The 23,360-nt window shown below is 72.4% G+C and carries 23 protein-coding genes and 2 pseudogenes; 14 read left to right on the top strand and 11 right to left on the bottom strand.

Going from position 1 to position 23,360, the window contains the following annotated elements; all coding sequences use genetic code 11:
- Positions 1–63: 63 nt before the first annotated feature.
- Both AOQ53_RS16760 and AOQ53_RS16755 read right to left on the bottom strand, forming a co-directional pair.
- Positions 64–1,545 carry a sensor histidine kinase gene (locus AOQ53_RS16760; protein WP_059418154.1) on the bottom strand — a complete coding sequence of 494 codons (1,482 nt, stop codon included), beginning with the start codon at positions 1,543–1,545 and terminating at the stop codon, positions 64–66.
- Positions 1,542–2,240 carry a response regulator transcription factor gene (locus AOQ53_RS16755; protein ID WP_059418198.1) on the bottom strand — a complete coding sequence of 233 codons (699 nt, stop codon included), beginning with the start codon at positions 2,238–2,240 and terminating at the stop codon, positions 1,542–1,544. Before AOQ53_RS16755 ends, AOQ53_RS16760 begins: the two co-directional genes overlap by 4 nt.
- A gap of 151 nt (positions 2,241–2,391) precedes the next feature.
- On the opposite strand from AOQ53_RS16755, the gene AOQ53_RS16750 reads away from it, so the two are divergent.
- The 4 genes from AOQ53_RS16750 (at position 2,392) to AOQ53_RS16735 (ending at position 6,069) form a co-directional block, all read left to right on the top strand.
- Positions 2,392–3,732 (top strand): ferredoxin reductase family protein, encoded by a 1,341-nt coding sequence (locus AOQ53_RS16750; protein ID WP_174523303.1) that lies wholly within the window; start codon positions 2,392–2,394, stop codon positions 3,730–3,732.
- A gap of 13 nt (positions 3,733–3,745) precedes the next feature.
- Positions 3,746–4,162, top strand: coding sequence for an FMN-binding protein (locus AOQ53_RS16745; RefSeq protein WP_059418153.1), 417 nt, complete (start codon positions 3,746–3,748; stop codon positions 4,160–4,162).
- Between the two features lie 4 nt (positions 4,163–4,166).
- Complete coding sequence (locus AOQ53_RS16740; RefSeq protein ID WP_059418151.1) at positions 4,167–4,901, top strand: FAD:protein FMN transferase; 735 nt, start codon at positions 4,167–4,169, stop codon at positions 4,899–4,901.
- A 163-nt stretch (positions 4,902–5,064) separates the two neighbouring features.
- The gene (locus AOQ53_RS16735; protein WP_059418150.1) at positions 5,065–6,069 is read left to right on the top strand and encodes a lysylphosphatidylglycerol synthase transmembrane domain-containing protein; all 1,005 of its coding nucleotides are present in this window, start codon (positions 5,065–5,067) and stop codon (positions 6,067–6,069) included.
- A gap of 154 nt (positions 6,070–6,223) precedes the next feature.
- On the opposite strand, the pseudogene AOQ53_RS46315 reads toward AOQ53_RS16735, so the two are convergent.
- The 5 genes and pseudogenes from AOQ53_RS46315 to AOQ53_RS16715 all read right to left on the bottom strand — a co-directional run.
- Positions 6,224–6,399 (bottom strand): annotated as a pseudogene (locus AOQ53_RS46315) (SIS domain-containing protein); the annotation flags it as partial.
- A 13-nt stretch (positions 6,400–6,412) separates the two neighbouring features.
- Positions 6,413–6,820: a peptide-methionine (R)-S-oxide reductase MsrB gene (gene msrB, locus AOQ53_RS16730; RefSeq protein WP_059418148.1), complete on the bottom strand. Its 408-nt coding sequence runs from the start codon at positions 6,818–6,820 to the stop codon at positions 6,413–6,415.
- A 14-nt stretch (positions 6,821–6,834) separates the two neighbouring features.
- Positions 6,835–8,226, bottom strand: a complete 1,392-nt coding sequence (murC, locus tag AOQ53_RS16725; RefSeq protein ID WP_059418147.1) for a UDP-N-acetylmuramate--L-alanine ligase — start codon at positions 8,224–8,226, stop codon at positions 6,835–6,837.
- Between the two features lie 81 nt (positions 8,227–8,307).
- A complete protein-coding gene (locus AOQ53_RS16720) occupies positions 8,308–8,781 on the bottom strand; it encodes an indole-3-glycerol phosphate synthase (protein ID WP_174523302.1) in 474 nt (157 codons plus the stop codon).
- Between the two features lie 252 nt (positions 8,782–9,033).
- Positions 9,034–9,849, bottom strand: a complete 816-nt coding sequence (locus AOQ53_RS16715) for a pyrimidine reductase family protein (protein ID WP_059418145.1) — start codon at positions 9,847–9,849, stop codon at positions 9,034–9,036.
- 37 nt (positions 9,850–9,886) lie between these two features.
- Between AOQ53_RS16715 and zapE the strand changes: the two genes are divergently transcribed.
- From zapE to AOQ53_RS16685, 6 genes are all read left to right on the top strand, one after another.
- Complete coding sequence (gene zapE, locus AOQ53_RS16710; protein WP_059418143.1) at positions 9,887–10,990, top strand: cell division protein ZapE; 1,104 nt, start codon at positions 9,887–9,889, stop codon at positions 10,988–10,990.
- Positions 10,991–11,697: 707 nt separating this feature from the next.
- On the top strand, positions 11,698–12,279 hold the full coding sequence (locus AOQ53_RS16705) for a carbonic anhydrase (protein WP_059418141.1): 582 nt from the start codon (positions 11,698–11,700) through the stop codon (positions 12,277–12,279).
- Positions 12,280–12,287: 8 nt separating this feature from the next.
- Entirely contained in the window at positions 12,288–13,778 is a 1,491-nt protein-coding gene (locus AOQ53_RS16700; protein WP_059418140.1) for a SulP family inorganic anion transporter, read from the top strand.
- Between the two features lie 166 nt (positions 13,779–13,944).
- Positions 13,945–14,796 (top strand): slipin family protein, encoded by an 852-nt coding sequence (locus AOQ53_RS16695; protein ID WP_059418139.1) that lies wholly within the window; start codon positions 13,945–13,947, stop codon positions 14,794–14,796.
- 89 nt (positions 14,797–14,885) lie between these two features.
- A complete protein-coding gene (locus AOQ53_RS16690) occupies positions 14,886–16,268 on the top strand; it encodes a PhoX family protein (RefSeq protein ID WP_059418138.1) in 1,383 nt (460 codons plus the stop codon).
- A gap of 151 nt (positions 16,269–16,419) precedes the next feature.
- The gene (locus tag AOQ53_RS16685) at positions 16,420–17,286 is read left to right on the top strand and encodes a PPK2 family polyphosphate kinase (RefSeq protein WP_059418196.1); all 867 of its coding nucleotides are present in this window, start codon (positions 16,420–16,422) and stop codon (positions 17,284–17,286) included.
- 28 nt (positions 17,287–17,314) lie between these two features.
- Here the strand turns inward: AOQ53_RS16685 and AOQ53_RS16680 are convergent, their stop codons facing one another.
- Both AOQ53_RS16680 and AOQ53_RS16675 read right to left on the bottom strand, forming a co-directional pair.
- Positions 17,315–17,800, bottom strand: coding sequence for an SRPBCC family protein (locus AOQ53_RS16680; RefSeq protein WP_059418136.1), 486 nt, complete (start codon positions 17,798–17,800; stop codon positions 17,315–17,317).
- Entirely contained in the window at positions 17,797–18,195 is a 399-nt protein-coding gene (locus AOQ53_RS16675; RefSeq protein WP_059418135.1) for an ArsR/SmtB family transcription factor, read from the bottom strand. Before AOQ53_RS16675 ends, AOQ53_RS16680 begins: the two co-directional genes overlap by 4 nt.
- Positions 18,196–18,281: 86 nt before the next feature.
- On the opposite strand from AOQ53_RS16675, the gene AOQ53_RS16670 reads away from it, so the two are divergent.
- The 3 genes and pseudogenes from AOQ53_RS16670 to AOQ53_RS41135 all read left to right on the top strand — a co-directional run bounded on the left by AOQ53_RS16670 (position 18,282) and on the right by AOQ53_RS41135 (position 20,991).
- The gene (locus AOQ53_RS16670; protein WP_059418133.1) at positions 18,282–19,802 is read left to right on the top strand and encodes an FAD-dependent oxidoreductase; all 1,521 of its coding nucleotides are present in this window, start codon (positions 18,282–18,284) and stop codon (positions 19,800–19,802) included.
- 62 nt (positions 19,803–19,864) lie between these two features.
- Positions 19,865–20,718, top strand: a pseudogene (locus tag AOQ53_RS16665) (polysaccharide deacetylase family protein).
- An 18-nt stretch (positions 20,719–20,736) separates the two neighbouring features.
- Positions 20,737–20,991, top strand: a complete 255-nt coding sequence (locus tag AOQ53_RS41135) for a hypothetical protein (protein WP_078945346.1) — start codon at positions 20,737–20,739, stop codon at positions 20,989–20,991.
- Here AOQ53_RS41135 and AOQ53_RS16660 read toward each other — a convergent pair.
- On the bottom strand, positions 20,983–21,654 hold the full coding sequence (locus AOQ53_RS16660) for a hypothetical protein (protein ID WP_059418132.1): 672 nt from the start codon (positions 21,652–21,654) through the stop codon (positions 20,983–20,985). The genes AOQ53_RS41135 and AOQ53_RS16660 overlap by 9 nt on opposite strands.
- Positions 21,651–22,517 (bottom strand): ABC transporter ATP-binding protein, encoded by an 867-nt coding sequence (locus tag AOQ53_RS16655; RefSeq protein ID WP_059418131.1) that lies wholly within the window; start codon positions 22,515–22,517, stop codon positions 21,651–21,653. Before AOQ53_RS16655 ends, AOQ53_RS16660 begins: the two co-directional genes overlap by 4 nt.
- Before the next feature lie 42 nt (positions 22,518–22,559).
- Here AOQ53_RS16655 and AOQ53_RS16650 point away from each other — a divergent pair, with 42 nt between their 5' ends.
- The gene (locus AOQ53_RS16650; protein WP_059418130.1) at positions 22,560–23,321 is read left to right on the top strand and encodes an aminoacyl-tRNA hydrolase; all 762 of its coding nucleotides are present in this window, start codon (positions 22,560–22,562) and stop codon (positions 23,319–23,321) included.
- Positions 23,322–23,360: the final 39 nt, after the last annotated feature.

The following is a 23,360-nucleotide window of genomic DNA, read 5'->3' as shown; positions in this document are numbered from 1 at the left end:
CGCCGGGGCCCTTCGGGTTGGCGGAGCGTATGGGCATGGTCGTACGGCTGTCGCCGGTCGAGTCTAGACGGCGGTCCTTTCCGGCCCCGGGACGCCCGGGAGCCCCGCCTCGTCCAGCGGCAGGCGCACGGTGAACACCGTCGCCCCCGGTTCGCTGTTGAGCTCGATGCGGCCGCCGTGGGCCCGGACCAGGGACTGGGCCACCGCGAGGCCGAGGCCGCTGCCGCCGCGGTCGCGGCTGCGGCCCTCGTCGACGCGGTAGAAGCGGTCGAAGACGCGCTCCTGGTCCTCGGGCGGGATGCCGGGACCCGCGTCGGTGATCCGGACCAGAGCGGCGCCGGAGGCGACAACGACCTCCACGGACACCGGGGTTCCGGGCGGGGTGTGCACGGCGGCGTTGGCGAGGAGGTTGTCCAGGACCTGCCGGACGCGCTGCGGGTCCAGTCGCACCTTGACCGCCTCCGTGCCGGTGGTCACCGTCAGCGGGTGGTCCGGCCGGCTGGCCCGGAAGGCGTCGGCGGCGTGCTGGACCAGCTCCACCAGGTCGGCGTCCTCCAGCCGCAGCGGCGCCTCCACCTCCGCCGCGTCCAGCCGGGCGAGCAGCAGCAGGTCGTCCAGGAGGATGCCCATCCGGGCGGCCTCGGCACGCAGCCGGGCCAGGTGCCGGTCGCGTTCCTCGGGGGCGTTGGCGGCGGCGTACTGGAAGAGGTCGGCGTAGCCGCGTACCGACATCAGCGGGGTGCGCAGCTCGTGCGAGGCGTCCGCGACGAACCGGCGCAGCCGCTGCTCGGCCTGAGCGCGCACGGCCAGGGAGTCGTCGATGTGCTCCAGCATCGTGTTGAAGGCGGTCCGCAACTCGTCCACCTCCGGGCCGCCGTCCCGGCCGTCGGCGCGCAGCGACAGCCGGGCCGCCGACTCGGTCAGGTCGTGCGAGGCGATGCCGTGCGCGGTGGACGCCATGTCGCTGAGCGGCTTCAGCCCGCGGCGCAGCATGCGGCGGCCGAAGACCACCAGCGCGAGCAGCGCGAGAGCGAAGGTGACGACCTGGATGGTGATCAGCTGCCCGACCGTGTCCTCGATGTCCTCCATGGGCGCGGCGCTCACCAGGATCACCCCGGGCTCGACCTGGCAGGCGCGCAGCCGGTAGGTGCCCGCGCCGCTGAGGTGCTCGGTGCGCAGCAGCTCCGTGTGCGCGGCGCTCTGCGCCGAGGCGAGCGCGGTGAAGTCGTCGACGTCCTCGGGCAGGTCGGCGGGGTCCTCGGACCTGCGCAGCTCGGGCCTGCCGTCCGAGACGTCGTACACGGCGTAGAACCAGCTGTAGTACTTCTTGCCCGAGAGCGTGCCGTAGTCGGCGATGCTCTTGGACTGGGCGATCTGGGCCTGTGCCAGCTGGGTGTCGAGCTGGGCCGACAGGTAGTCGCGCATGTACGTGGTGAGGGCCGTGCCGACGACGGCGAACACGACCAGCGACAGGGCGCCGAGGCCCAGGGCCAACCGGGTGCCCAGGCGCATCCCGCGGTAGGCCCGCCGCAGCCGGGCGATCACTCGGAGGCCTGTCGCAGTACGTATCCGAATCCGCGCACGGTGTGGATCAGTGGCGTGCCGCCGTCGTCCGTCTCGTCGAGCTTGCGGCGCAGCCGGCTGATGACCAGCTCGACGACGTTGGAGCGGCCGCCGAAGCCGTACTCCCACACGTGGTCGAGGATCTGCGCCTTGGTGAGCACGGTGGGCGACTTGCGCATCAGGTAGCGCAGCACCTCGTACTCGGTCGGGGTGAGGGACAGCAGCCTGTCGCCGCGCCGCACCTCGCGGGTGTCCTCGTCCATGGTCAGGTCGCCGACCTGGAGCACGGACCGCTGGAAGGCGGGGCCCGCGCTGCGCCGCAGCACGGTGCGCAGCCGGGCCATCAGCTCCTCCACGGCGAACGGCTTGACCAGGTAGTCGTCGCCGCCCCGGGTCAGGCCCGCGACCCGGTCGGCGACGCCGTCGCGGGCGGTGAGGAACACCACCGGCACCATCGTGCCGGAGGCGCGCAGCCGGTCCAGGACGCCGAAGCCGTCGACGCCGGGCAGCATCAGGTCGAGCACCACGATGTCCGGGTGGAACTCGGCGGCCCGCTTGAGCGCGTCCTCGCCGGAGTACGCCGTGACCGCCTCCCAGCCCTCGTAGCGGGCGACGGTCGCGACGAGGTCGGCGATGGGCGGGTCGTCGTCGACGACGAGGAGTCGTACTTTTTCCACCCGCTCATAGTGCTTCACGCCTCCCGTGCCGCCATAGCCGCCCGGGGCTTCGCCGCCGGATCGATAACCACTTGAAAGTCGGGCGACAGTATTCCGACAGCTCCCCCGCGACAAGCTCGTATCCCAGGATCCGATCAAGGAGCTGCCGATCGTGACGACCCTCCAAGAACCCCCCGCGGCGACCCGCGCGGGCCTGCGCCCCAGAGTGGTGGGCCGCACCGGCCTGTACGCGCTGCTGCTCGCCAACGCGGTCGTGGTGACCGTCTTCTTCGTCCAGGCCGGTTTCGCCTCGAACACGTTGATCGTGCTGGGGCGGTTGGCTGGGCTGTACGGGGCGCTGCTCATGGCGTTCCAGCTGCTGCTGGTGGCGCGGCTGCCGTGGTTCGACCGGCGGATCGGCATGGACCGGCTGACGTCCTGGCACCGCTGGACGGGCTTCTCGGTGCTGTGGCTGCTGCTGGCGCACGCCGTGTTCATCGTCTTCGGCTACGCCCAGTCCTCGTCCCTGGACCCGGTGAACCAGCTGGTGGACCTCGCGGAGACCGTCGAGGGCGTGCTGCGCGCGATCACCGCCCTGGCGATCATCATCGTGGTCGGCGCGGTCTCGGCCCGCTACGCCCGGCGCCGGCTGGCGTACGAGACCTGGCACTTCATCCACCTGTACACCTACGTCGCGGTGGTGCTGGCGTTCACGCACCAGGTCGCGGCCGGGACGACGTTCACCTCGTCGTCCGTCGCGCAGACGTACTGGTACGCCGTGTGGGGCCTGGCCCTCGCCTCGGTGTTCCTCGGCCGCCTGGTCCTGCCGCTGTGGCGCAACCTCCGCCACCAGCTGCGTGTGACGGCCGTGGTCCCGGAGAACGACGACGTGGTCTCGGTCTACATCACGGGCCGCGATCTGGACCGGCTGCCCGCCCGGGCCGGACAGTTCTTCCTGTGGCGGTTCCTGACGAAGGACCGCTGGTGGCAGGCCAACCCGTTCTCGCTGTCCGCCGCACCGGACGGCCGTACCCTGCGCCTGACCGCCAAGCGGGCGGGCGACGGCAGCGCGGCCCTGCGGCACCTGAAGGTCGGCACGCGGGTCTTCGCCGAGGGCCCCTACGGTGCCTTCACCACCCTGCACCGCACCCGCCCGGACGCCCTGCTCATCGCCGGCGGCGTCGGTGTCACCCCGATCCGGGCCCTGCTGGAGGAACTGCACGGCCACGCGGTCGTGATCTACCGGGTGGCCACCGACCAGGACGCCGTCCTCCACGACGAGCTGCGCGAACTCGCCCTCGCCAAGGGCGCCGAGCTGCACCTGGTCACCGGGCCGGCCGTGCCCGACCGGCTGGCGCCGCAGGAGCTGGCGCGTCTGGTCCCGGACATCACCGGCCGGGACGTGTACCTGTGCGGCCCGCCGCCGATGATGAACGCGGTGCTCGGCAGCCTGCGCGAGCTGGGAGTCCCCAGGACGCAGACCCACTTCGAGCGCTTCAGCCTGGCCGGATGACGAGGAGAGATTCGTGAAGCGAGCCATACCCGTTCTCGTCCTGAGCGTCGCGGGCCTGATCCCGCTCTGGCGGTACACGCCGTCGCACGACTCCGGGTCGACGTCGTCGTCCGCCACCGAGGCCGCCGCGCCCGCGTCGACGCCCTCGGCCTCCTCTTCGGGCGGCACCGCGACCACGGTCGTGTCCGGCTCGACCCTCGACACCGAGAAGGGGCCGGTGCAGGTCGAGGTCACGTTCGACGGCGACAAGATCGCCTCGGTGCGGATGCTCCAGCAGCCGAACCATCCGCAGACCACGGCCGCCGTGCCCAAGCTGATCGAGGAGACGCTCCAGGCGCAGAGCGCCGACATCGACACGGTGTCCGGTGCCACGATCACCAGCGACGGCTACAAGGAGTCGCTCCAGGCCGCCATCGACGCGAGGGGCTGACGGCATGCGGCGCGTCGAGCACGTCATGGGGTTCCCGGTGTCGGTACGGATCGACGACGAGGGCTTCCCCGAGGCACCGGTGGACGGCCTCTTCGCCTGGCTGCGCGAGGCCGACGCGCGGTTCAGCCCGTTCCGGCCGGACAGCGAGGTGTCGCGGCTGGACCGGGGGGAGGTGTACGACCCCAGCCCGGCGCTCCGGGAGGTCCTGGACCTGTGCGAGGAGTACCGGATCGCGACCGGCGGCGCCTTCGACGTCCGGCTGCCCGGCCGCGGCCTCGACCCCTGCGCCGTGGTGAAGGGCTGGTCGGTGCAGAAGGGAGCGGAGCTCCTGTCGGCGGCCGGCGCGCGGCGCTTCTGCCTCAACGCGGGCGGCGACGTGATCGCCTCCGGCGGCCCCTGGCGCGTCGGCGTACGCCACCCCGACCACGCCGACCGGCTCTGCACGGTCCTGGACCTCACGGACCGGGCCGTCGCGACCTCCGCCCGTTACGAACGCGGCGAGCACATCCTCGACGCCCGCACGGGCCGCCCGGCGACGGGCCTCCTCAGCATGACCGTCGTGGCCCCGACCCTGACCGAGGCGGACACGGTCGCAACGGCGGCCTTCGCCCTGGGCGCCCAGGGCGTCGAGTGGGCGGCGGCCCGCCAGAACTGCGAGGTGTTCGCGGTGGACGCGGACAGGCGCGTGCTGCGGAGTCCGGGATTTCCGGTGGCGGGGGCGGGGGCCGCCGCGGCGTAGACCCACCGCCTCCCGGAACCGGCCGTGTCTTCTCCCGCCCCTCTCGCTTTCGCCGCCGGACACCGGGGCGTCACCCCGGCCGGGCACGTTTCCGGGGTCCCCCTGACTCGCCCTGCATCGTCCGCCCCGTCCCCGGGCGCGACGCGGAAGGACGACGTACGCCGTGTCCCAGCTCCGGCTCGAAACCCTCCCCGCCCCTGCCCCGCTCCCCACCGCACCCCGCCGCTCCTCCACCACCGCACGGCTCGTCCGGCCGGCCCTGGCCCTGCTTCCGCTGGTGCTGGTCGGGACGTGGGCTCTGGTCGACCGGCGTGCGGCGTACGAGGGGGTCGCGCGGCTGGCCTCGGCCGACCCCTGGTGGCTGCTCGTCGCGTGCGCGTGCACGTGTCTGACGTGGGTGGCCGCTGCCTGTGTCCGGCAAGGCGCCCTGCCGGAGCGGCTGCCGACCGGGCTGCTGGTGGCCTCGCAGTTCGCCGCCGGTGCCGCGAACCAGGTGCTGCCGGCGGGCATCGGCGCGCACGCCGTCACCCTGCGCTTCCTCCAGCGCCGTGGCATCCCGCTCCCCCGGGCCACCGCCTCACTCGCCCTGTACTCCCTGGTCAAGCCGGTCGCCAAGACGGTGGTGCTGCTCGCGTTCCTGGTGGCGTTCCCGGACGTACTGCGGCTCGGCGCACTCGTCCCGGACGACCGCACGCTGCTCCTCGCGGCGGGCGGCGCGCTGCTCGTGCTGGCCGCGACCGCCGTGACGCTCGTGACCGTACGGGCGCTGCGCCGCCCCGTCCTCCGCTTCCTGCGCACCGCGCTGACCGACGCCCGCGAGCTGCACACCCGGCCCGGCCGTGTGCTCGCCCTGTGGGGCGGGGCGGCCGCCACCCCGCTGCTCCAGGGCAGTGTGATCGCCACGGTCGGTTTCTCGCTCGGGCTGCCGCTGTCCTGGGCGCAGGTGGTCCTCGCGCTGCTGGTGGCCGGCACCGCGGTCGGGGCGGTGCCGGCGCCGGGCGGCATCGGCCCCGTGGACGCCGCGCTCGTCTTCACCATGGCCGCGTTCGGCGCCCCGGTGGCCACCGCCACGGCCACCGTCATCGGCTACCGCGTCCTGACGGTGTGGCTCCCTCTCCTGCCGGGCGCCCTCGTCCTGTCGGCGCTTGTCCACCGCAAGGTGCTCTGACGGCACGCCGGGCGGTCGGCTGAGGCGCCGTCCCGGGGCCTGCCGGAAGCGACGGTCGCGGGCCCGACAGGGCCTGGACCGGCCTCTCCAGCAGCACCTTCACGTCCCAGGGCCCGAGCCGCACCGCGTCGCCGTACACGGTCTCGCACGCGGCGGCCACCCCGGGCGGGCGCTCGAGGAGCGGGTCGTCGAGGACGGCCGGGTCCTCACCGCCGTGGGGGACGAGGTCGGCGATGCTCAGCCGGTTCGTGGGGACGAATCCGCCCGCTCGGCGGCGAGTTCGAGAACGAGGGCCTGCGAATGGCCCGTGCCGAAGGCCTGGACGACACCGCCCCCGAGCGGCTCATCCCTCCGCGGGCGTCAGCCGCAGCGCGATGCTGTTGATGCAGTACCGCTGGTCGGTCGGGGTCGGATACCCCTCCCCCTCGAACACGTGCCCGAGGTGGGAGCCGCAACGGGCGCAGCGCACCTCCGTGCGGACCATGCCGTGGGAACGGTCCTCGATCAGTTCCACCGCGTCGGTGTCCTTGGGATCGAAGAAGGACGGCCAGCCGCAGTGGGACTCGAACTTCGTGTCCGAGGTGAACAGCTCCGCTCCGCAGGCGCGGCAGGAGTAGACGCCCCGCGTCTTGGTGTCGGTGTACTCACCGGTGAAGGCGGGCTCCGTGGCCGCCTGGCGCAGGACCGCGTACTCGCCCGGGGTCAGCTCCGCGCGCCACTGCTCGTCCGGCTTCTCGACGTCGTACGGCATGAGCCTCCAGCCCCTCAGTTCGACAGACGGTCCAGGATGCGCGGGCCGAGGTCGGTGACGTCGCCCGCTCCCATGGTGAGAACGAGATCCCCCGGCTTCGCCATTCCCGCGACCACGGAGGGGACGTCCGCCTTGTCGTGCACCGGCGTCACGTCGGCGCCCGCCGCCCGGGCCGCCTCGATGATCAGCTCGCTGGTCACGCCGGGGATCGGGTCCTCCCGGGCCGGGTAGATGTCCAGCACCACCGAGGCGTCCGCGAGAGCCAGGGACTGGCCCATCTCCTTGCCCAGCTCCTGCGTCCGCGAGAACAGGTGCGGCTGGAAGACGACCAGGATCCGGGCGTCGCCCGCCGCCGCGCGCATGGCCTCCAGGTCGGCGGTCATCTCGGTGGGGTGGTGCGCGTAGGAGTCGATGACCTGCACGCCCGCGGCCTCGCCCTTCAGCTGGAGCCGCCGCTTCACGCCCGTGTACGCCGCCAGCGCCGCGGCCAGCTCCTCGGCGGGGACGCCGAGCGCCACGCCCGCGGCGAGCGCGGCCACCGCGTTGTGCGCGTAGTGCCGGCCGGGCACGGAGACCGTGAAGGTCAGCTCCTTGCCTTCCAGCACCACCGTGACCTCGCTCTTCAGCCCCTGCGGCACGACCGACAGGATGCGCACGCCGGCGTCCTCGGACTCGCCGTACGTCACCACCCGCACGCCGCGCCCGGCTACCCGGCGCGTCAGCTCCCGGGCACCCTCGTGGTCGGCCGCGATCACCAGCGTGCCGCCCTCGGTGACGCGGTCCACGAACGTCTCGAACGACTCGTAGATCTCGTCCATCGACGCGTAGTTGGCGTGGTGGTCGAGCTCGACGTTGAGGACGATCGCGACCTCGGGCGCGTACTTGTGGAAGCTGCGGTCCGACTCGTCCGCCTCGGCGACGAAGATCTCGCCCTCGCCGTGCAGCGCGTTGGAGCCGGGTGCGTCCAGGTCCCCGCCGATCGCGTACGACGGCTTCAGGCCCAGCTCGCTGAGGGACACGGCCAGCATGGAGGTCGTGGTCGTCTTGCCGTGCGTACCGGCGACGGCGATCGGGCGCAGGCCCTCCATCAGGGCGGCGAGCGCGTCGGAGCGGTGCACGACGGGAATGCCGAGCTCGGCCGCGCGGGCCAGCTCGGGGTTGTCCTGCCGGATCGCCGAGGACACGACCACACAGCTAGCGTCGTCGGCCAGGTGCTCCGCCGCGTGCCCGATGTGCACCGTCACGCCCAGCGCCCGCAGCGCCTCGGCCGTCGCCGACTCCTTGGCGTCACTGCCGGCCACGACGGCCCCGCGCTGCGCGAGGATCTTCGCGATCCCCGACATCCCGGCCCCGCCGATGCCGATGAAGTGCGGTCGGTCCATGGCGGTGGGAAGGCCGGGTGCCATGCGTGTCTCCCTGTGCGTGTGCGGAACGTTCAGCGGCACAGCCTATGCCGAAGCGTTCACCGATGCCGCCACCGCCGGCGGCTACGCCTTGCTGTGCGAGAACAGCTTCAGCACCGGTACACCGACCTTGTGCCGAGCCCGCGACGCCCAGTCCCGGTGGAAGAACTCCTCCACGTAATGGGGGTCGGTCAGCACGATGACCTCATCCGCCCCGACCTCCTCCACCAGAGACTTCAGCGCGTCCAGCGGATGATCCTCGATCAACCGTCCTTCGGCCTCGCTCCCGGACGCCCGCAACGCCGCGAGCGAGACCTCCAGAGCCCGCTGCCCGACGCTCAGCGCCTCCTCGCCCTCCGGCGTCTCTCCCTCGCGTACGGCCTCGTCGAGTTCGCCGAGCGCGACGTCGTCGATGGCCCGCAACAGCCGGTCCGCCTGCTCGCCGCGCGGCTGGAGCAGCACCTGGAAGGAGACCGGCTCCTCCCCGTGCAAGGTCGTGACGAACTCCACGTCGGCGGATGTCAGGGCTTTCTCGATCATCAATACGCTTGTGAACACCAGGCGCCCCTTCTGCTCACGGGGGCCTGCGGCCCCACTCCTCCGTGGGCCGCGCCGGGCCCTGCGGAAACCATCCTGCCCCGTGTTCGCACGGGTACTGCCGGATCCAGTGTGCCCTCCGGAAAGCAAACGGAACGGCACATTCCGCCGATTACCGGACTGACGGCGATCACCGTACCGAGTCCGTACCTACCGACCGGTTCCGCATCCCGGCCGCCGACACCTTTACCCCGTGGCGCGCGGTTCAGTACGTCAGGACCGCCCGTACCGCGTGAACAGGAAGCCGTCCTCCTCCAGCATCGACACCAGCCTGAAGCGCTGTGGCACCGTGACGGCGGGCCCCCCGGCGATGCGCTGCGCGTCACCCGCGGTCAGCATCGGGGAGACGGTCAGGCACAGCTCGTCGAGCACGCCGGCCGCCACCAGCTGCCCGAGCAGCCGCGGGCCGCCCTCGGTCAGCAGCCGGGTGTGGCCGAGGCCGGCGAGGGTCTGGACGGCACGGGCCGGGTCCACGCCGATGCCGTCGCCCGCGGTGACCACCCGGGCGCCCGCCTTCTCGGCGGCGGCGACGCGGTCCGGGGCGGCCGAGGCTCCGGTGAGGATCAGGGTGGGCACCAGGGGCGAGGTGAACAGCGGCAGCGAGAAGTCCAGGTCCAGGCTTGCGGAGACCACCGCGATCGCGGGTGCGGGGCCCTGCCCGGCCGCCTCCCTCACCTCGGCGAACTCGGCACGCGCGCGTGCCGGACGGTACCCCTCCTGGCGGACCGTCTGCGCGCCGACGACCACGACGTCCGCCAGCGCCCGCAGGGTGCCGAAGATGCGCATGTCGGTCGCGCTGGAGATGGGCTGCGAACGGCCGTCGTGCTGGGCGGCCCCGTCCAGCGTGGACACCATGTTGGCGCGCAGCCACGGAAGCGGCCCGCCGGGCCCCGCCTCGGGATAGGCGTACGCGGCGGCCAGCTCGGCCAGACTCCACTCCCGTCCGGCCCCGTCAGGAGCACCCTCCCCGGGCACCCCGCCCGAGTCCGGAGCTGCTGATTCATCGGTCACAGGGAACAGACGTCGCATGCCGTGCAGTCTTCCACGCCCCGTAGCATGGTGAACCGTGTCCTCCTCCCCTGCCCCCTCCGGATCCGGTCCCATAACCGACTCCGCCCCGCTCTCCCTGTGCGCCCGTGAGCCGCGCGTTCCCGCGGACCGGCTGGTCGCCGAGATGGTGCCGCCGCCGCGGTTCGACTCGGTCCGCTTCAGCACGTACATCCCGGACCCGAACCAGCCCAGCCAGACCGAGGCCGTCCGGGTCCTGGAGGGCTTCGCGGCGGGTCTCGGCCAAGAAGCGGGCGGTTCCGGCAAGCGGCGGCTGTTCGGATTCGGCAGGGCGCCCAGGAAAGCGGCCCCGGCCGGCCCGCGCGGCGTCTACCTCGACGGCGGTTACGGCGTCGGCAAGACCCACCTGCTGGCGTCCCTGTGGCACGCCACCCCGGCCGAGCCCGCCCGCAAGGCGTTCGGCACCTTCGTGGAGCTGACCAACCTGGTCGGCGCCCTCGGGTTCCAGCAGACCGTCCAGACCCTGTCCGGCCACCGCCTGCTGTGCATCGACGAGTTCGAGCTCGACGACCCCGGCGACACCGTCCTGGTCTCCACCCTGCTCGGCAAGCTCGTCGACGCGGGCGTCGCGCTCGCCGCCACCTCCAACACGCTGCCCGGCAAGCTCGGTGAGGGCCGGTTCGCCGCGGCTGATTTCATGCGCGAGATCCAGGGCCTGTCGGCCCACTTCCGCGCCCTGCGCATCGACGGCGAGGACTACCGCCACCGCGGCCTGCCCGAGGCGCCGCCGCCGTACTCCGACGAACAGGTGACCAAGGCGGCGCAGGCCACCGAGGGCGCCTCCCTCGACGCGTTCTCGCCCCTCCTGGAACATCTGGCCCGCGTCCACCCCAGCCGGTACGGCGCCCTGACCGACGGAATCAAGGCCGTCTGCCTCACCGGTGTGCGGCCGGTTCCCGACCAGTCGACGGCACTTCGGCTCGTCGTCCTCGCGGACCGGCTCTACGACCGTGAAGTGCCCGTGCTGGCCTCCGGCCTGCCCTTCGACCAGCTCTTCAACGACGAGATGCTGAACGGCGGCTACCGCAAGAAGTACTTCCGGGCCATCTCCCGGCTCACCGCCCTGGCCCGCGACGCGGCCAAGTTGACGGACCCCCGGTAACCACAACCCCAATATCGCACCAACTGCCGTAGGGCAAGGGTTGGTTCCAGCCAACCCACCTACGATTTTCAGGCTCTCTTCAGCTTGAAACGTTAAGTTAACCCTGCAAACGACTTTGCAGGGTTAACGTGTTTCTTGACCAGTCATTGACTAAGTGTTGGTCAGCGCTAGATGTGCGAATCACCTGAAGGGGGGCGCATGTACCGAGGTACGACGGTACGGACCATGGTTTCGATCCTCGCCGCCGTCCTGCTCGCCCTCCAGGTCTTCGCACCGACGGCATCCTTCGCGTCCGCGCATACGCCCCGTGAAGTCGAGGCCAAAGCCCAGCCCGGAACTGAACCATCCGGTGCGTCCACGCGCCCCGGAACCAAGCTCTCAGGGAAGGCTCTGCGCGACGAGATCGCGAACTGCCGCGCCGGACACCCTCAGGGCCCGACCGGCCCCTTGCGGACCCGCGACCGGTTCCACAGCGCCGACTCGGCGCCATCGGCACCCGACCGGCCGCTGCTGAGGCACATCCCGCCGACAGCACCGGAACGGGTCCCGCCCGGCGTGGCGCACGAACGCACGTCGAGATCCTCGACGTCGCACACTCCGGCAGCGCTTCAAGTCTTCCGCTGCTGAAGAACAGAGCAGTTCCATCCCCCCTCTGTCATGCCCGTCCGACGCGCCCCCACTGCGCGCCAGGAGGAGTCACCACACTCATGCAGCCCCTCATCGACAACGCCCGCATGTTCGGACAGCGCCCTGAGGAGTTCGCTCGCCTCGCCGAGGGCCAGTCCCCCGACGTCCTGTTCATCACCTGCTCCGACTCCAGGGTCGTACCGGCCCTGATCACGGGCGCCCGGCCCGGCGAGCTCTTCGAGCTGCGCACCGCCGGCAACATCGTCCCCCCGCACGCCTTGGAGCACCCCACCTCCGAGGCGGCCACCATCGAGTACGCCGTGGAAGTCCTCGGCGTCAAGGACATCGTGGTCTGCGGCCACTCGCACTGCGGTGCCGTGGGCGCGGTGGTACGGGGCGACGACCTCGCCGCCGTACCGGCGGTGCGCGACTGGCTCGCGCACGCCGCCGACCAGCCCAAGTGCGACGACCCGGCCGACCCGACGGTCGCCGAAGCCGTGCAGAACCACGTCCTCGCCCAGGTGCTGCGACTGCGGTCGTACCCGTGCATCGAGCGCCGGCTGGCGGAGGGCCGACTCGGCCTGCACGCCTGGTTCTACGAAGTGCACACCGGAACCGTGCGGCAACACCGCGCGGAGACCGACACCTTCGAGACCCTGTGAGGGACGCCATGACCAAGTTCCCTTACTTGAGGCAGGACTTCCTCGCCTCCATCGTCGTCTTCCTGGTCGCGGTGCCGCTCTGCGTCGGCGTGGCCGTCGCCTCCGGCGTCCCGGCCGAACTCGGCCTGATCACTGGCATCGTGGGCGGCCTCGTCACCGGTTTGATGCCCGGCAGCAGCCTCCAGGTGTCCGGTCCCGCCGCCGGCATGACCGTGCTGGTCTTCGAGGCCGTCAGCGAGTTCGGGGTGGCCGCGCTCGGCGTCATCGTGCTGATGGCCGGTCTGCTCCAGCTCGCCATGGGCTTCCTCGGCATCGGCCGCTGGTTCCGGGCGATTTCCGTCTCCGTCGTCGAGGGCATGCTCTGCGGCATCGGTCTGGTGATCATCGCCGGGCAGATCTACGCGGCGGCGGGCCTGAAGGCCCCGGAGACCGGCATCGGCAAGATCGTGGGGCTGCCGGGGGCGTTCGCCGACGCCCTGGGCAGCACCGAGGCGCTGATCTCGCTCGCGATCGGCGCGGGCACCATCGCCGTCATCGTGCTGTGGAAGAAGCTGCCGAAGGCCGTGCAGTCCGTGCCGGGCGCCCTCGCGGCGGTGGTCCTGGCCACGGTCGCCACGCTCGCCCTCAGCCTGCCGGTCGCCACGGTCGAGGTGGAGGGCCTGCTCGGCGTCATCCAGCCGCCCGGGACCGACGCCCTCGGCGAGCTGGCCGGACCGGCCATCTGGGGCACGATCATCGCGTTCGCGCTGATCGCCTCCGCGGAGAGCCTGTTCAGCGCGGCGGCCGTGGACCGGCTGCACGACGGTCCGCGCACCCAGTACAACAAGGAGATGATCGCCCAGGGCGCGGGCAACACCGTGTGCGGTCTGCTCGGCGCGCTGCCCATGACCGCGGTGATCGTCCGCAGCTCGGCCAACGTCAACGCGGGTGCGAAGACCAAGGCGTCGCGTGTGCTGCACGGCGTGTGGCTGCTTCTGTTCGCCGCCGCGATGCCGTGGGCCCTGGCCCTGATCCCGCTGCCCGCCCTCGCCGGCATCCTGGTGCACGCGGGCTGGAAGCTGATCCCGTTCCGCCAGGTCGTGGCGCTGTGGCGCAGCCACAAGGGCGAGGCGCTGATCCTCGTGGTCACGGCCGTGTCGATCGTCGCGGTGAACATGTTCGAGGGCGTCCTGATCGGTCTGGCCCTGTCGGTCGTCAAGACCGCCTGGGAGGCCTCGCACGTGAAGCTCGAGGTCATAGACAAGGGCGCCGGTCCGATCCAGGCGTACCTGTCGGGCAACGCGACGTTCCTTCGGCTGCCGAAGATCCTCGACAGCCTGGAGAGCCTGCCCCAGGACCGCCCGGTCGAGCTGGACCTCTCAGGTCTGCACCACCTCGACCACGCCTGCCGCACGGCCCTGGAGAGCTGGGCCGAGCGCCACAGCGCGACGGGCACGGAGCCGGTGAAGGTCACGGAGCCGGAGCTGTCACCGGAGGCCGAGAAGGTCACGGCCGCGTAGCGACGTAGCCCGAACGCCGACAACCCCTGGTCCGGGGCGCGCCCGAGAAGCGCGCCCCGGACCTTCGCGTGTACGGCCCCGGCCCCCGAGGCATGGCCGCGACCCCGAGTCCGGGCATATCGTTGCAGGAACAGACGAAACGGGACCTCTGGACGGGGAGGTCGGCATGGTCGAAGATCTGATCGGGGCGGTGGCGGCGGCCGGAGCCGGAGGGCTGGTCTATCTGGCCTCGGCGGCGCGGGTCGTCAAGCAGTACGAGCGCGGGGTCGTGTTCCGGCTCGGACGGCTGCACGGGGAGGTGCGGCGGCCCGGGTTCAACCTCATCGTCCCCGCGGTGGACCGGATGCGTAAGGTCAACATGCAGATCGTGACCATGCCGGTGCCCGCCCAGGAGGGCATCACCCGCGACAACGTGACCGTGCGGGTCGACGCGGTCGTGTACTTCAAGGTCGTGGATCCGGCGGCCGCGGTCGTCAACGTCGAGGACTACCGCTTCGCCGTTTCGCAGATGGCACAGACCTCCCTGCGCTCGATCATCGGCAAGAGCGAACTGGACGACCTCCTGTCCAACCGGGAGAAGCTCAACCAGGGCCTGGAACTGATGATCGACAGCCCGGCCGTCGAGTGGGGCGTGACCATCGACCGCGTGGAGATCAAGGACGTGTCCCTGCCCGACACGATGAAGCGCTCCATGGCCCGCCAGGCCGAGGCCGACCGCGAGCGGCGGGCCCGGCTGATCAACGCCGACGCGGAGTACCAGGCCTCCAAGAAGCTGTCCCAGGCCGCCCAGCAGATGGCCGACACTCCCTCGGCTCTCCAGCTCCGCCTGCTCCAGACGGTCATGGCCGTGGCGGCGGAGAAGAACTCCACGCTGGTGCTGCCCATCCCGGTGGAGCTCCTGCGGTTCCTGGAAAGAGGCCACCAGGAGGGAGGTCAGCAGGCTCCGGCGCCGACGGAACGCTCCGTCGACACGACAGAACAGGCCATCGACGAGCTGCGGCACGCGGTCGAGCAGTGACCCGCGCTACGCGCGTGGTTCCTGCGACCCGCACCAGGTGATAGACACAGCGGGATCAAGTTCCTGTCCGCCAGCAGGAAGGTTTCCCCATGACCGAAACCGGTCGATTCGCCACACGCCGTCAGATGCTCGCAGGGACGGGCGCCCTGGGCGTCGGGATCGCGTTCTCCGGCGCCCTGTCCGAACTCTTCGCCGGCACCGCCGCCGCCCAGACCCTCGGCCACGACGGTTACGGCCCGCTCGTTTCCGACCCGAAGGACCTGCTCGACCTGCCGGAAGGTTTCCGCTACCGGGTCCTCTCCCGTGAGGGAGATCCGCTGCGCTCCGGCGAGGGCGAGGTCCCCTCCAACCACGACGGCATGTCGGCCTTCGAGGGCAGAGGCGGCCGGGTCCATCTGGTCCGCAACCACGAGAACCGCGCCGACGGCAAGGTCCCGGTCCCGACGGTCGAGGGCCTCACCTACGACCCGGCCGCCAAGGGCGGCTGCACGGCCCTCACCCTGGACTCCCGCAACAACGTCCTGTCGGAACGCGTCGCGATCGCCGGCACGGCCGTGAACTGCGCGGGCGGCCCCACCCCGTGGGGCACCTGGCTGACCTGCGAGGAGACGGAGGACAAGGCGGGCACGGCCGGCTACGCCAAGGACCACGGCTTCATCTTCGAGGTCGACCCGGCCGACCCGCACCGCACGGGAGCCGTACCGCTGACCGCGATGGGCCGCTTCCAGCACGAGGCGATCGCCGTCGACCCCCGACGGGGCGTGGTGTACGAGACCGAGGACGCCTTCAAGAGGCCCTTCGGCCTCTTCTACCGCTTCCTGCCAAACCGGCCGCTGGGTGGGCGGGGTTCGCTGCGCGCGGGCGGCCGGCTCCAGGCCATGCGTGTGCCCGGTGTGCCGGACCTGTCCTCGATCCAGGACATCGGCGCCGAGTTCGACCGCGTCGAGTGGGTGGACGTACCGGACCCGCAGGCCGCGCAGACGCCGATCCGGCTCCAGGACTTCGGCCGCAAGGGCATCACGCACGCGCAGAAGCTGGAGGGCTGCTACTGGGGCGGCCGGTCGGTGTACTTCGTGTCGTCGTTCGCCCGCAGCGCGGAGGGGTCGGCGGCCGACCACTTCGGCCAGGTCTGGCGCTACGACCCGGACCGGCGACGGCTGACCCTGGTGATCGTCTTCGGTCCGGGCACCGACGTTCAGAAGCCGGGAGAGTCGCCGGACAACATCTGCCTGGCGCCCAGCGGTGGTCTGATGGTCTGCGAGGACGGCGACGGCGCCCAGCACGTCTACGGCGTGACCCGGCGCGGCCAGGTGTACGTGATGGCCCGCAATCGGCAGAACATCGGCACCCCGGAGGAGCCCGAGTGGGGTGAGTTGGCCGGGGTGGCCTTCTCGCCCGACGGCGACACGATGTACGTCAACTGCTACCGGCCCGGTACCACGTTCGCGGTGACGGGCCTCTGGCGCCGGTAAGCGGGGCTCTGTTCCCGACGGGGCGCCGGGTGCGGAACCCGGCGCCCCGTCGGACGATCGAGGCTCGGGGAACGGAAGGAGCCCGGTGGCGGAGAAGCACGAACCGGAGAAGGACACTGCGGCGAGGGACACGGCGGCGAGGGACACGGCGGTGCAGGACAAGAAGGCCGAGCGCGGGACCTCGCCGCGGGAGCGGCTGCGCGTCCCCGTCGGTGAGCCGGTCGACCTGTCCTGTCACGACGCCGCCGCCACTCCCGGCGGCCCGGACGGCAAGGCGGCGGGCAAGGCCGCCACGGCCCGGATCGGCGAGCAGCTCGCCGGCCTTCAGGAACGGCTGTGGGCGGCGAGCACCGCGGGCGACCGGCGCCGCGTCCTGCTGGTCCTCCAGGGCATGGACACCAGCGGCAAGGGCGGCACGGTCAAGCACGTCATCGGCCAGCTGAACCCGGCCGGCTGCCGGATCACGGCGTTCAAGGCACCGACCGCCGAGGAGCGCGCACACCCCTTCCTGTGGCGCGTGGAGAAGGCGCTCCCGCTCCCCGGTGAACTGGGCATCTTCGACCGCTCGCACTACGAGGACGTCCTGGCCGCCCGCGTCCGGGACCTCGCGCCACGCGCCGTGATCGACAGCCGCTACGAGCGGATCAACGGTTTCGAGCGGTCCCTCGCCGACGACGGCGTGACCCTGATCAAGTGCTTCCTGCACATCTCCTACGACGAGCAGCGCCGCCGCCTGCTCAGACGCCTCGACAGGCCGGAGAAGCGCTGGAAGTTCGCCCCGTCCGACATCGACGACCGCGCCCTGTGGCCCGCGTACCAGGAGGCCTACGGGGTGGCCCTGGAGCACTGCGGCACCTCGTATGCGCCCTGGTACCTCGTCCCGGCCGACCACAAGTGGTACCGCAACTGGGCAGTCAGCACGCTGCTCCTGGAGCATCTGCGGGAGCTGGATCCGCGGTATCCGGAGGCGGACTTCGACGTGGCGGAGTGCAGGAAGCGGCTGCTGCGGGAGTCCTGATCGGGGCGGCCGGTCCTGATCCGGGTGGTCAGGCGGCCAGCAGGGCGTCGATCTGGCCGACGGCCTCCTTCAGGCCCTCCTCCATGCCCATGGTGATCAGCTGCTCCATCTGCTCACGGGAGTCGAACAGGGAACGCATCTCCATCCGGGTGCCGCCGCCGTGTTCGCTGAGCCGCACCGTCACGGACATGGTCGGCATGTCGTCCTTGGGCTTTCCGTCGTCGTCGGCGAAGCCGTCGGTGAACTCCAGGGCGGTCGGCTCGGTGACCGAGGTGATCCGCCACCAGCCGCGGTGCCGGTCGCCCTCCGGGCCGGTCATGAAGTACGTGACCTCTCCGCCGGGGGTCAGGTCGTGCTCCTCCACGGTCGCCGGGTAGGCCGGCGGACCCCACCAGCGCTCCAGCTGCCGGGGGTCGGCCCACAGCCGCCACACCCGCTCCACCGGGGCGGCGAAGTCGGCGATCAGGGTGAGGGTGAGGTTGTCGAGGTCCTTGTCGACACTGGTGACGCTCATCTCTGAGGTCCTTCCGGGGCGTTGTTCTCTTCGGTACCGGGTTCTTCCGGCTCTTCGGTGCCGGGGTCCTCCGCGAGCAGCCGGACCATCCGGTCCACGCGTCCGCGCCATGCCGACTCGAGCTCGTCGAGGGCCTGGCGGGCGCGGCCCACCGCGTCGGGGTCGGTGCGCACGAGCTGCTCCCGTCCGCTGCGCTGTTTGCTGACGAGGCCGGCCCGTTCCAGCACCGCGACGTGCTTCTGCACCGCCGCGAAGCTCATCGGATAGGCCTCGGCCAGCCGCGAGACCGACAGCTTCCCGCGCACGCAACGGCGCAGTATGTCCCGGCGCGTGGTGTCGGCCAGGGCGTGGAACAGCCGGTCCACCGTCTCGTCGTTCCACTCATCTACAACCATTTGGTTGTACGTTACCTCTGCCGGCCCCTTCTGTAAAGCGGCACACCGGATACTGAAGCCGGGCAGTCGGGGGTACTCGGTGGCTCATGAGCGAGAAGCAGCAGGTCAGCAGCTCCTACTGGATGGAGACCGCACCGGACGGCCGTCATCCGGCCCTGACGGAGGACCTGGACGTCGACGTGGCGGTGATCGGCGCCGGGATCGCCGGGCTGAGCACGGCGTGGGAACTGACGCGGGCCGGGCGGAGCGTGGCGGTGCTGGAGGCCGGGCGGGTCGCTGCCAGCGTCACCGGGCACACCACCGCCAAGGTCACCGCCCTGCACACACTCGTCTACGACAAGCTGCGCCGCACCCGCGGTCCCGAGGGCGCGCGGCTGTACGCCCGCTCCCAGTCCGAGGCGATCGAGCGCGCGGCCGGGATCGCCGGGGAACTGGGCATCGACTGCGACTGGGAGGCCAGGAGCGCCTACACGTACGCGTGCGACCCGGGCCGGGTCGACGAGCTGCGGGCCGAGGCACGGGCGGCAGCCGAGGCCGGGCTGCCCGCCACGTTCGTGGAGGAGACCGGGCTGCCCTTCCCGGTGGCAGGCGCGGTCCGGGCCACCGGCCAGGCCCAGTTCCACCCCCGCAAGTACCTGCTGGCCCTCGCCGCCGACCTCGTCGAACACGGTGGGAGGATCTTCGAGGACACCACGGTCCTCGGCATGGACGAGGGCGAGCCGTGCCGCCTGTCGACCACGACCGGGGCGACGGTGCGGGCCCGGGACGTCGTCGTCGCGACGCACTACCCGATCTTCGACCGGGCCCTGCTGTTCACCCGGCTGACGCCGAAGCGCGAACTGGTCGTGGCCGGGACGATCCCCGCGGATCAGGACCCGGACGGAATGTTCATCACGCCCGACGAGAACACCCGCTCGGTGCGCACGGCACCGTACGAAGGGGACCGGCGTCTGCTCATCGTCACCGGTGAGCACTTCACGCCGGGCACGGGCGACCCGCGGGCCGGTGTCGAACGCCTCACCGCCTGGGCCACCGAGCACTTCCCGGACCTGGACGTCACCCACCGGTGGGCCACGCAGGACAACAGCCCCACCGACACCGTGCCGATGGTCGGCCTCCTGCACCCGGGCGCCCGGCACGCCTATGTGGCCACCGGCTTCGGCGGCTGGGGCATGACCGGCGGCATCATGGCGGGCAGCCTCCTCGCCGCGCAGATCACCGGCGAGGAGCGCGAGTGGAGCGGGCTGTACGACCCGCGCCGGCTGAAGCCCGCCGTGCGGGAGGCGCCGTCGTTCCTCAAGACCCAGGCCAAGGTCGCCGGCCACTTCGTCGGGGACCGGCTGCGGCCCTCGCCGCCGGTGGAGTCCCTGCCGCCCGGCGAGGGGGCTGTCGTCCGCGCCGACGGGCACCACCGCCTCGCGGTCTTCCGGGACGACGACGGCACTCTGCACGCCGTCTCCGCCCGCTGCACCCACCTGGGCTGCCTGGTCGCCTTCAACTCCGCCGAACGCGCGTGGGAATGCCCCTGCCACGGCTCCCGCTTCGACACGGACGGCAAGGTGATCCAGGGCCCGGCGACCAAGCCGCTGGAGCAGCGGGACATCTGACGGCCGGGTGACGCCCGTAGTCGACGCGCATAAGAGGGCGATTCCATTCACATCTTCATACGGTGATCATCCTCCTCCGCCGTGTCACCGCCGTGTGCGCCCTGAGCGCGGTCCTCGCCGCCTGCGGGACCGACCGGCCCCCGCGGGCGGCCCCGCCGCCGGTGGCCGCACCGCCCTCGCGCCCTCCGACCCTCGCGCCCGGCCCCGCCGGCCTGACCCCGGTCTTCGAGCACGGTCCCCGTACCCGCGGCAGGACCGTCGCGCTCACCTTCGACGCGACATGACCGCCGGGCAGGGGGCACGGGCGGCGGCGGGTGAGCGGTTCGACCATCCGCGGCTGATCTCGACACTGCGGGCGCTGAAGGTGCCCGCCACCGTGTTCATGACCGGGCGGTGGGCCGAGCAGTACCCGGACCAGGCCCGTTCCATCGGCCGGGACCCGCTCTTCGAGGTCGCCAACCACTCCTACAGCCACTACGCCTACACGCGGGACTGCTACGGCCTGCCGGCCGTGCCCGAGGGGCGGATGCGGTCGGATGTGGAGCGGGCGTACGCAGCCCTCCGGAAGGCCGGCGTGGCGGATCCGATGCCGTACTTCCGCTTCCCGGGCGGCTGTTACGACCGGCGGGCGCTGAAGGCGCTGACACCGGCCGGCGTGACCGCCGTGCAGTGGGACGTGGTCGGCGGCGACGCGTTCGAGACGGACCCGGACGTGGTCGCACGGCAGGTGCTGGACGGGGTGCGGCCGGGGTCGGTGGTCGTGCTGCACTGCACGCGCAGCGCCGCACCGGCGACCGAACGGGCGGTGCGCACGATCGTGCCCGAGCTGCGCCGCGAGGGCTTCAGGTTCGTGAAGGTGTCCGAGCTGATCGGGGCGGCGGACAGCGGTGCGCGACCCCGCCCTGAGGCCCGCTGACCGGCCTACGCTGGACGTATGAGCGAGAACGACTACTGCCTGATCGACGCGACCAGGCCGCCCCGGGCGGACGGGCCGCCGTACGCGATGGGGGTCCCCCCGCTCGAGCGCAGCCGAGAGTGGGGGAGCGTGCTGTGCCGGGAGGCGACGGAGTACCCGGAGTCGTACAAGGGCATCACCCTCTGCCCGGTCTGCATGGGGGTCCCCCCTGTTCGAGCGAAGTCGAGAACTTGGGGGAGGCAGGAGGCGCAGCGCACCGCCTGCTCAGGGTGATCTGCGGGCGGCGAGCGCACCGGCCAGGGCCAGCGCGGCGGCCGTGACCAGGGCTGCCGCGGCCAGGGGCAGCAGCGGCAGCGCGACGGTGCCTGACCGTGAGCCGGTCACCAGGCCCTGCACCGCCGCCTGCGCCGGGGAGCCGGTGGCCACGAGGGACAGCAGCGCCGCGAGCAGCAGGGCCAGGACGGCACGACCCCGCGACCGCAGCAGCGGCCGGCTGGTGAGCGCGCCGACGGCCGTGCCGAGCAGGGCGCAGGCCAGGGCGGCGAGCAGCCCGGCCCCGCAGGCGGGGGCGAGCGGCACCGGGGTGCGGTGGTCCGAGGCGACCGGAGCGCTCAGCAGCGTCACGCCGAGGGTCGCGGCCGTGCCGAGCACCGCCGCGCCGGACAACGCCACCAGCAGGCAGGCCACATGGGCGTGCGCGGGCCCGACGGCCGCCGCCACACAGCCGCGCGCGGCCTGCGGCTCGGCCGTGACACAGATCCGCGCCAGCCAGGCGGCGACGGGCAGCAGCGCGGCGGCGGAGTAGCCGAGCGAGTCGAGCACCGGCTGACCGGCCTGGACGCTGATCGCGAGGACGGCGGCGTACAACAGGAACGGCGGCAGCCAGCGCTGGGAGCGCAGCAGCAGGGCGGCGTGGTAGCGCAGGAGGGCGGTCATCGGCGGCTCCCGGGGGCGTCCGCCTGCCGTGCCACGCTCACCACGTGCCAGGGCGGGCGGGCCGTGAGCAGGGCGCGGAGCAGGACGTCGGAGTGCGGGGCGGGGACGGTGAGGCGGTGGCTGCCCGGCGCGGTCTCCTCGGCGGAGGTGACGGTCCGCCGCACGTCGTCGGGAAGCCGTCCGTCCGGCGGTCCCTGGACCTCGACGGTGACCTGCGGTCCGGACGGCGGCGGACCCGGCACGGCGCGCTCGACGAGGCTCCCGTCGCGCACGGTGTACGTCGCGTCGGGCAGTCCCGCGAGGCGGAGCGGGTCGTGGTCGACGAACACCACGGATCCGCCGGCCGCCGTGCGCTCGGCGACCGCCCGCTCCAACTCGGCGCGGGCGTCGCTGTCCAGGCCGGTCCACGCCTCGTCCAGCACCAGCAGCTCCGGCTCCGCGAGCAGGGCCTGGGCGACCGCGACCTTCTGACTGCTGCCCTTCGACAGCCGCGCCATGGACGTGCCGGCGTAGGCGGCGGCGCCGAGGCGCTCCAGCCACTCGGCGGCTACGCGGGCGGCCGCCGCGCGGGGCAGGCCGTGCACGGTGCCGAGGTGGGTGAGGTAGCCGACGGCGGTGAACGGCAGGGCCGGCGGGAACCGCTCGGGGACGTACGCGGTGCGCGGGCGGCCGGTGATCCGGCCCTCGCTGGGGGCGTCGATGCCGGCGAGCAGCCGCAGGAGAGTGGACTTGCCGGTGCCGTTGGCGCCCTCGACGCGGACGAGCCGGCCCGGGGCCACCGTCAGGTCGACGCCGCGCAGCACCCAGGGGCCGCGCAGGCCGTAGCGGCGGCCCGCGTTCTCCAGGCACAGGTCGGGTCGCATGGGCCCATCCTCCACGATCTTCCGGCTGGCACACTGGGATTCGTGAGCGAAGACCCGACGCCCGTGAGTGACAGCCCCTTCCGTTCCGAGCCCTCGGACCGCGACACGGCACCGCAGTTCGTGCTGCCGCTGGTCGTGCGGATCGAGCGGGCGGACCCGCCGGCGCGTACGGACGCGCTGGAGACGGCCGCGCGGGCCGTGCTGACGATCCTCGGCGACGAGCGGTCGGCCGGCGACGGGCCGTGGGCGCAGGCGGTGCGGGACTGGCAGGACGCGCGGATCCGCAAGGTGGTTCGGCGGGCGCGCGGCGCCGAGTGGCGTCGGGCGGAGGCGCTGCCCGGCATCACGGTCACCGGCAAGTCGGCCCAGGTGCGGGTCTTCCCGCCGGTCCCGCTGGACGGCTGGCCCAAGGACCTGGCCCGGCTCCAGGTCTCCGGCACCGACCTGGACGACCCGGAACCGCCGGTGGACGCGGACCCGGCCGCCCCCGTGCTGTGGCTGAACCCCGACCTCGGCATGTCGGCCGGCAAGGCGATGGCCCAGGCCGGACACGCCGCACAACTGGCCTGGTGGGAGCTGCCCGACGAGGAGCGGGCCGCCTGGCACGACGCGGGCTTCCCACTCTCCGTACGGACGGCCGACCCGGCCCGCTGGCCCGAACTGACGGGCAGCGGCCTGCCGTTGGTCCGCGACGCGGGCTTCACGGAGATCGCGCCCGGCTCGTGCACGGTGGTCGCGGACCACCCGGCGCTGCGCCGGGAGCCGTACGGGAGCGGCGGCCCGGCGGCCACCCGTTCGGAGTAGCCGCAGAAGCGCCGGTCGCGGGCAGGTGCTCCAGTGGGG

Origin of the sequence: Streptomyces azureus, assembly GCF_001270025.1 — a bacterium.
In the GTDB taxonomy this organism is placed as follows: Bacteria; Actinomycetota; Actinomycetes; order Streptomycetales; family Streptomycetaceae; genus Streptomyces; species Streptomyces azureus.
This window is presented reverse-complemented; position numbering and strand designations above follow the sequence as displayed.

Bases quoted from the DNA above. Each gene is read 5' to 3' on its own strand.
- msrB (WP_059418148.1), bottom strand. From the start codon at position 6,820: ATGCCGTACGACGTCGAGAAGCCGGACGAGCAGTGGCGCGCGGAGCTG.
- AOQ53_RS41135 (WP_078945346.1), top strand. From the start codon at position 20,737: ATGAGCGAGAACGACTACTGCCTGATCGACGCGACCAGGCCGCCCCGG.
- AOQ53_RS16680 (WP_059418136.1), bottom strand. From the start codon at position 17,800: ATGAGCGTCACCAGTGTCGACAAGGACCTCGACAACCTCACCCTCACC.
- AOQ53_RS16705 (WP_059418141.1), top strand. From the start codon at position 11,698: ATGCAGCCCCTCATCGACAACGCCCGCATGTTCGGACAGCGCCCTGAG.
- AOQ53_RS16715 (WP_059418145.1), bottom strand. From the start codon at position 9,849: ATGCGACGTCTGTTCCCTGTGACCGATGAATCAGCAGCTCCGGACTCG.
- AOQ53_RS16740 (WP_059418151.1), top strand. From the start codon at position 4,167: ATGCGGCGCGTCGAGCACGTCATGGGGTTCCCGGTGTCGGTACGGATC.
- murC (WP_059418147.1), bottom strand. From the start codon at position 8,226: ATGGCACCCGGCCTTCCCACCGCCATGGACCGACCGCACTTCATCGGC.
- AOQ53_RS16700 (WP_059418140.1), top strand. From the start codon at position 12,288: ATGACCAAGTTCCCTTACTTGAGGCAGGACTTCCTCGCCTCCATCGTC.
- AOQ53_RS16695 (WP_059418139.1), top strand. From the start codon at position 13,945: ATGGTCGAAGATCTGATCGGGGCGGTGGCGGCGGCCGGAGCCGGAGGG.
- AOQ53_RS16675 (WP_059418135.1), bottom strand. From the start codon at position 18,195: ATGGTTGTAGATGAGTGGAACGACGAGACGGTGGACCGGCTGTTCCAC.
- AOQ53_RS16655 (WP_059418131.1), bottom strand. From the start codon at position 22,517: ATGCGACCCGACCTGTGCCTGGAGAACGCGGGCCGCCGCTACGGCCTG.
- AOQ53_RS16660 (WP_059418132.1), bottom strand. From the start codon at position 21,654: ATGACCGCCCTCCTGCGCTACCACGCCGCCCTGCTGCTGCGCTCCCAG.
- AOQ53_RS16670 (WP_059418133.1), top strand. From the start codon at position 18,282: ATGAGCGAGAAGCAGCAGGTCAGCAGCTCCTACTGGATGGAGACCGCA.
- AOQ53_RS16690 (WP_059418138.1), top strand. From the start codon at position 14,886: ATGACCGAAACCGGTCGATTCGCCACACGCCGTCAGATGCTCGCAGGG.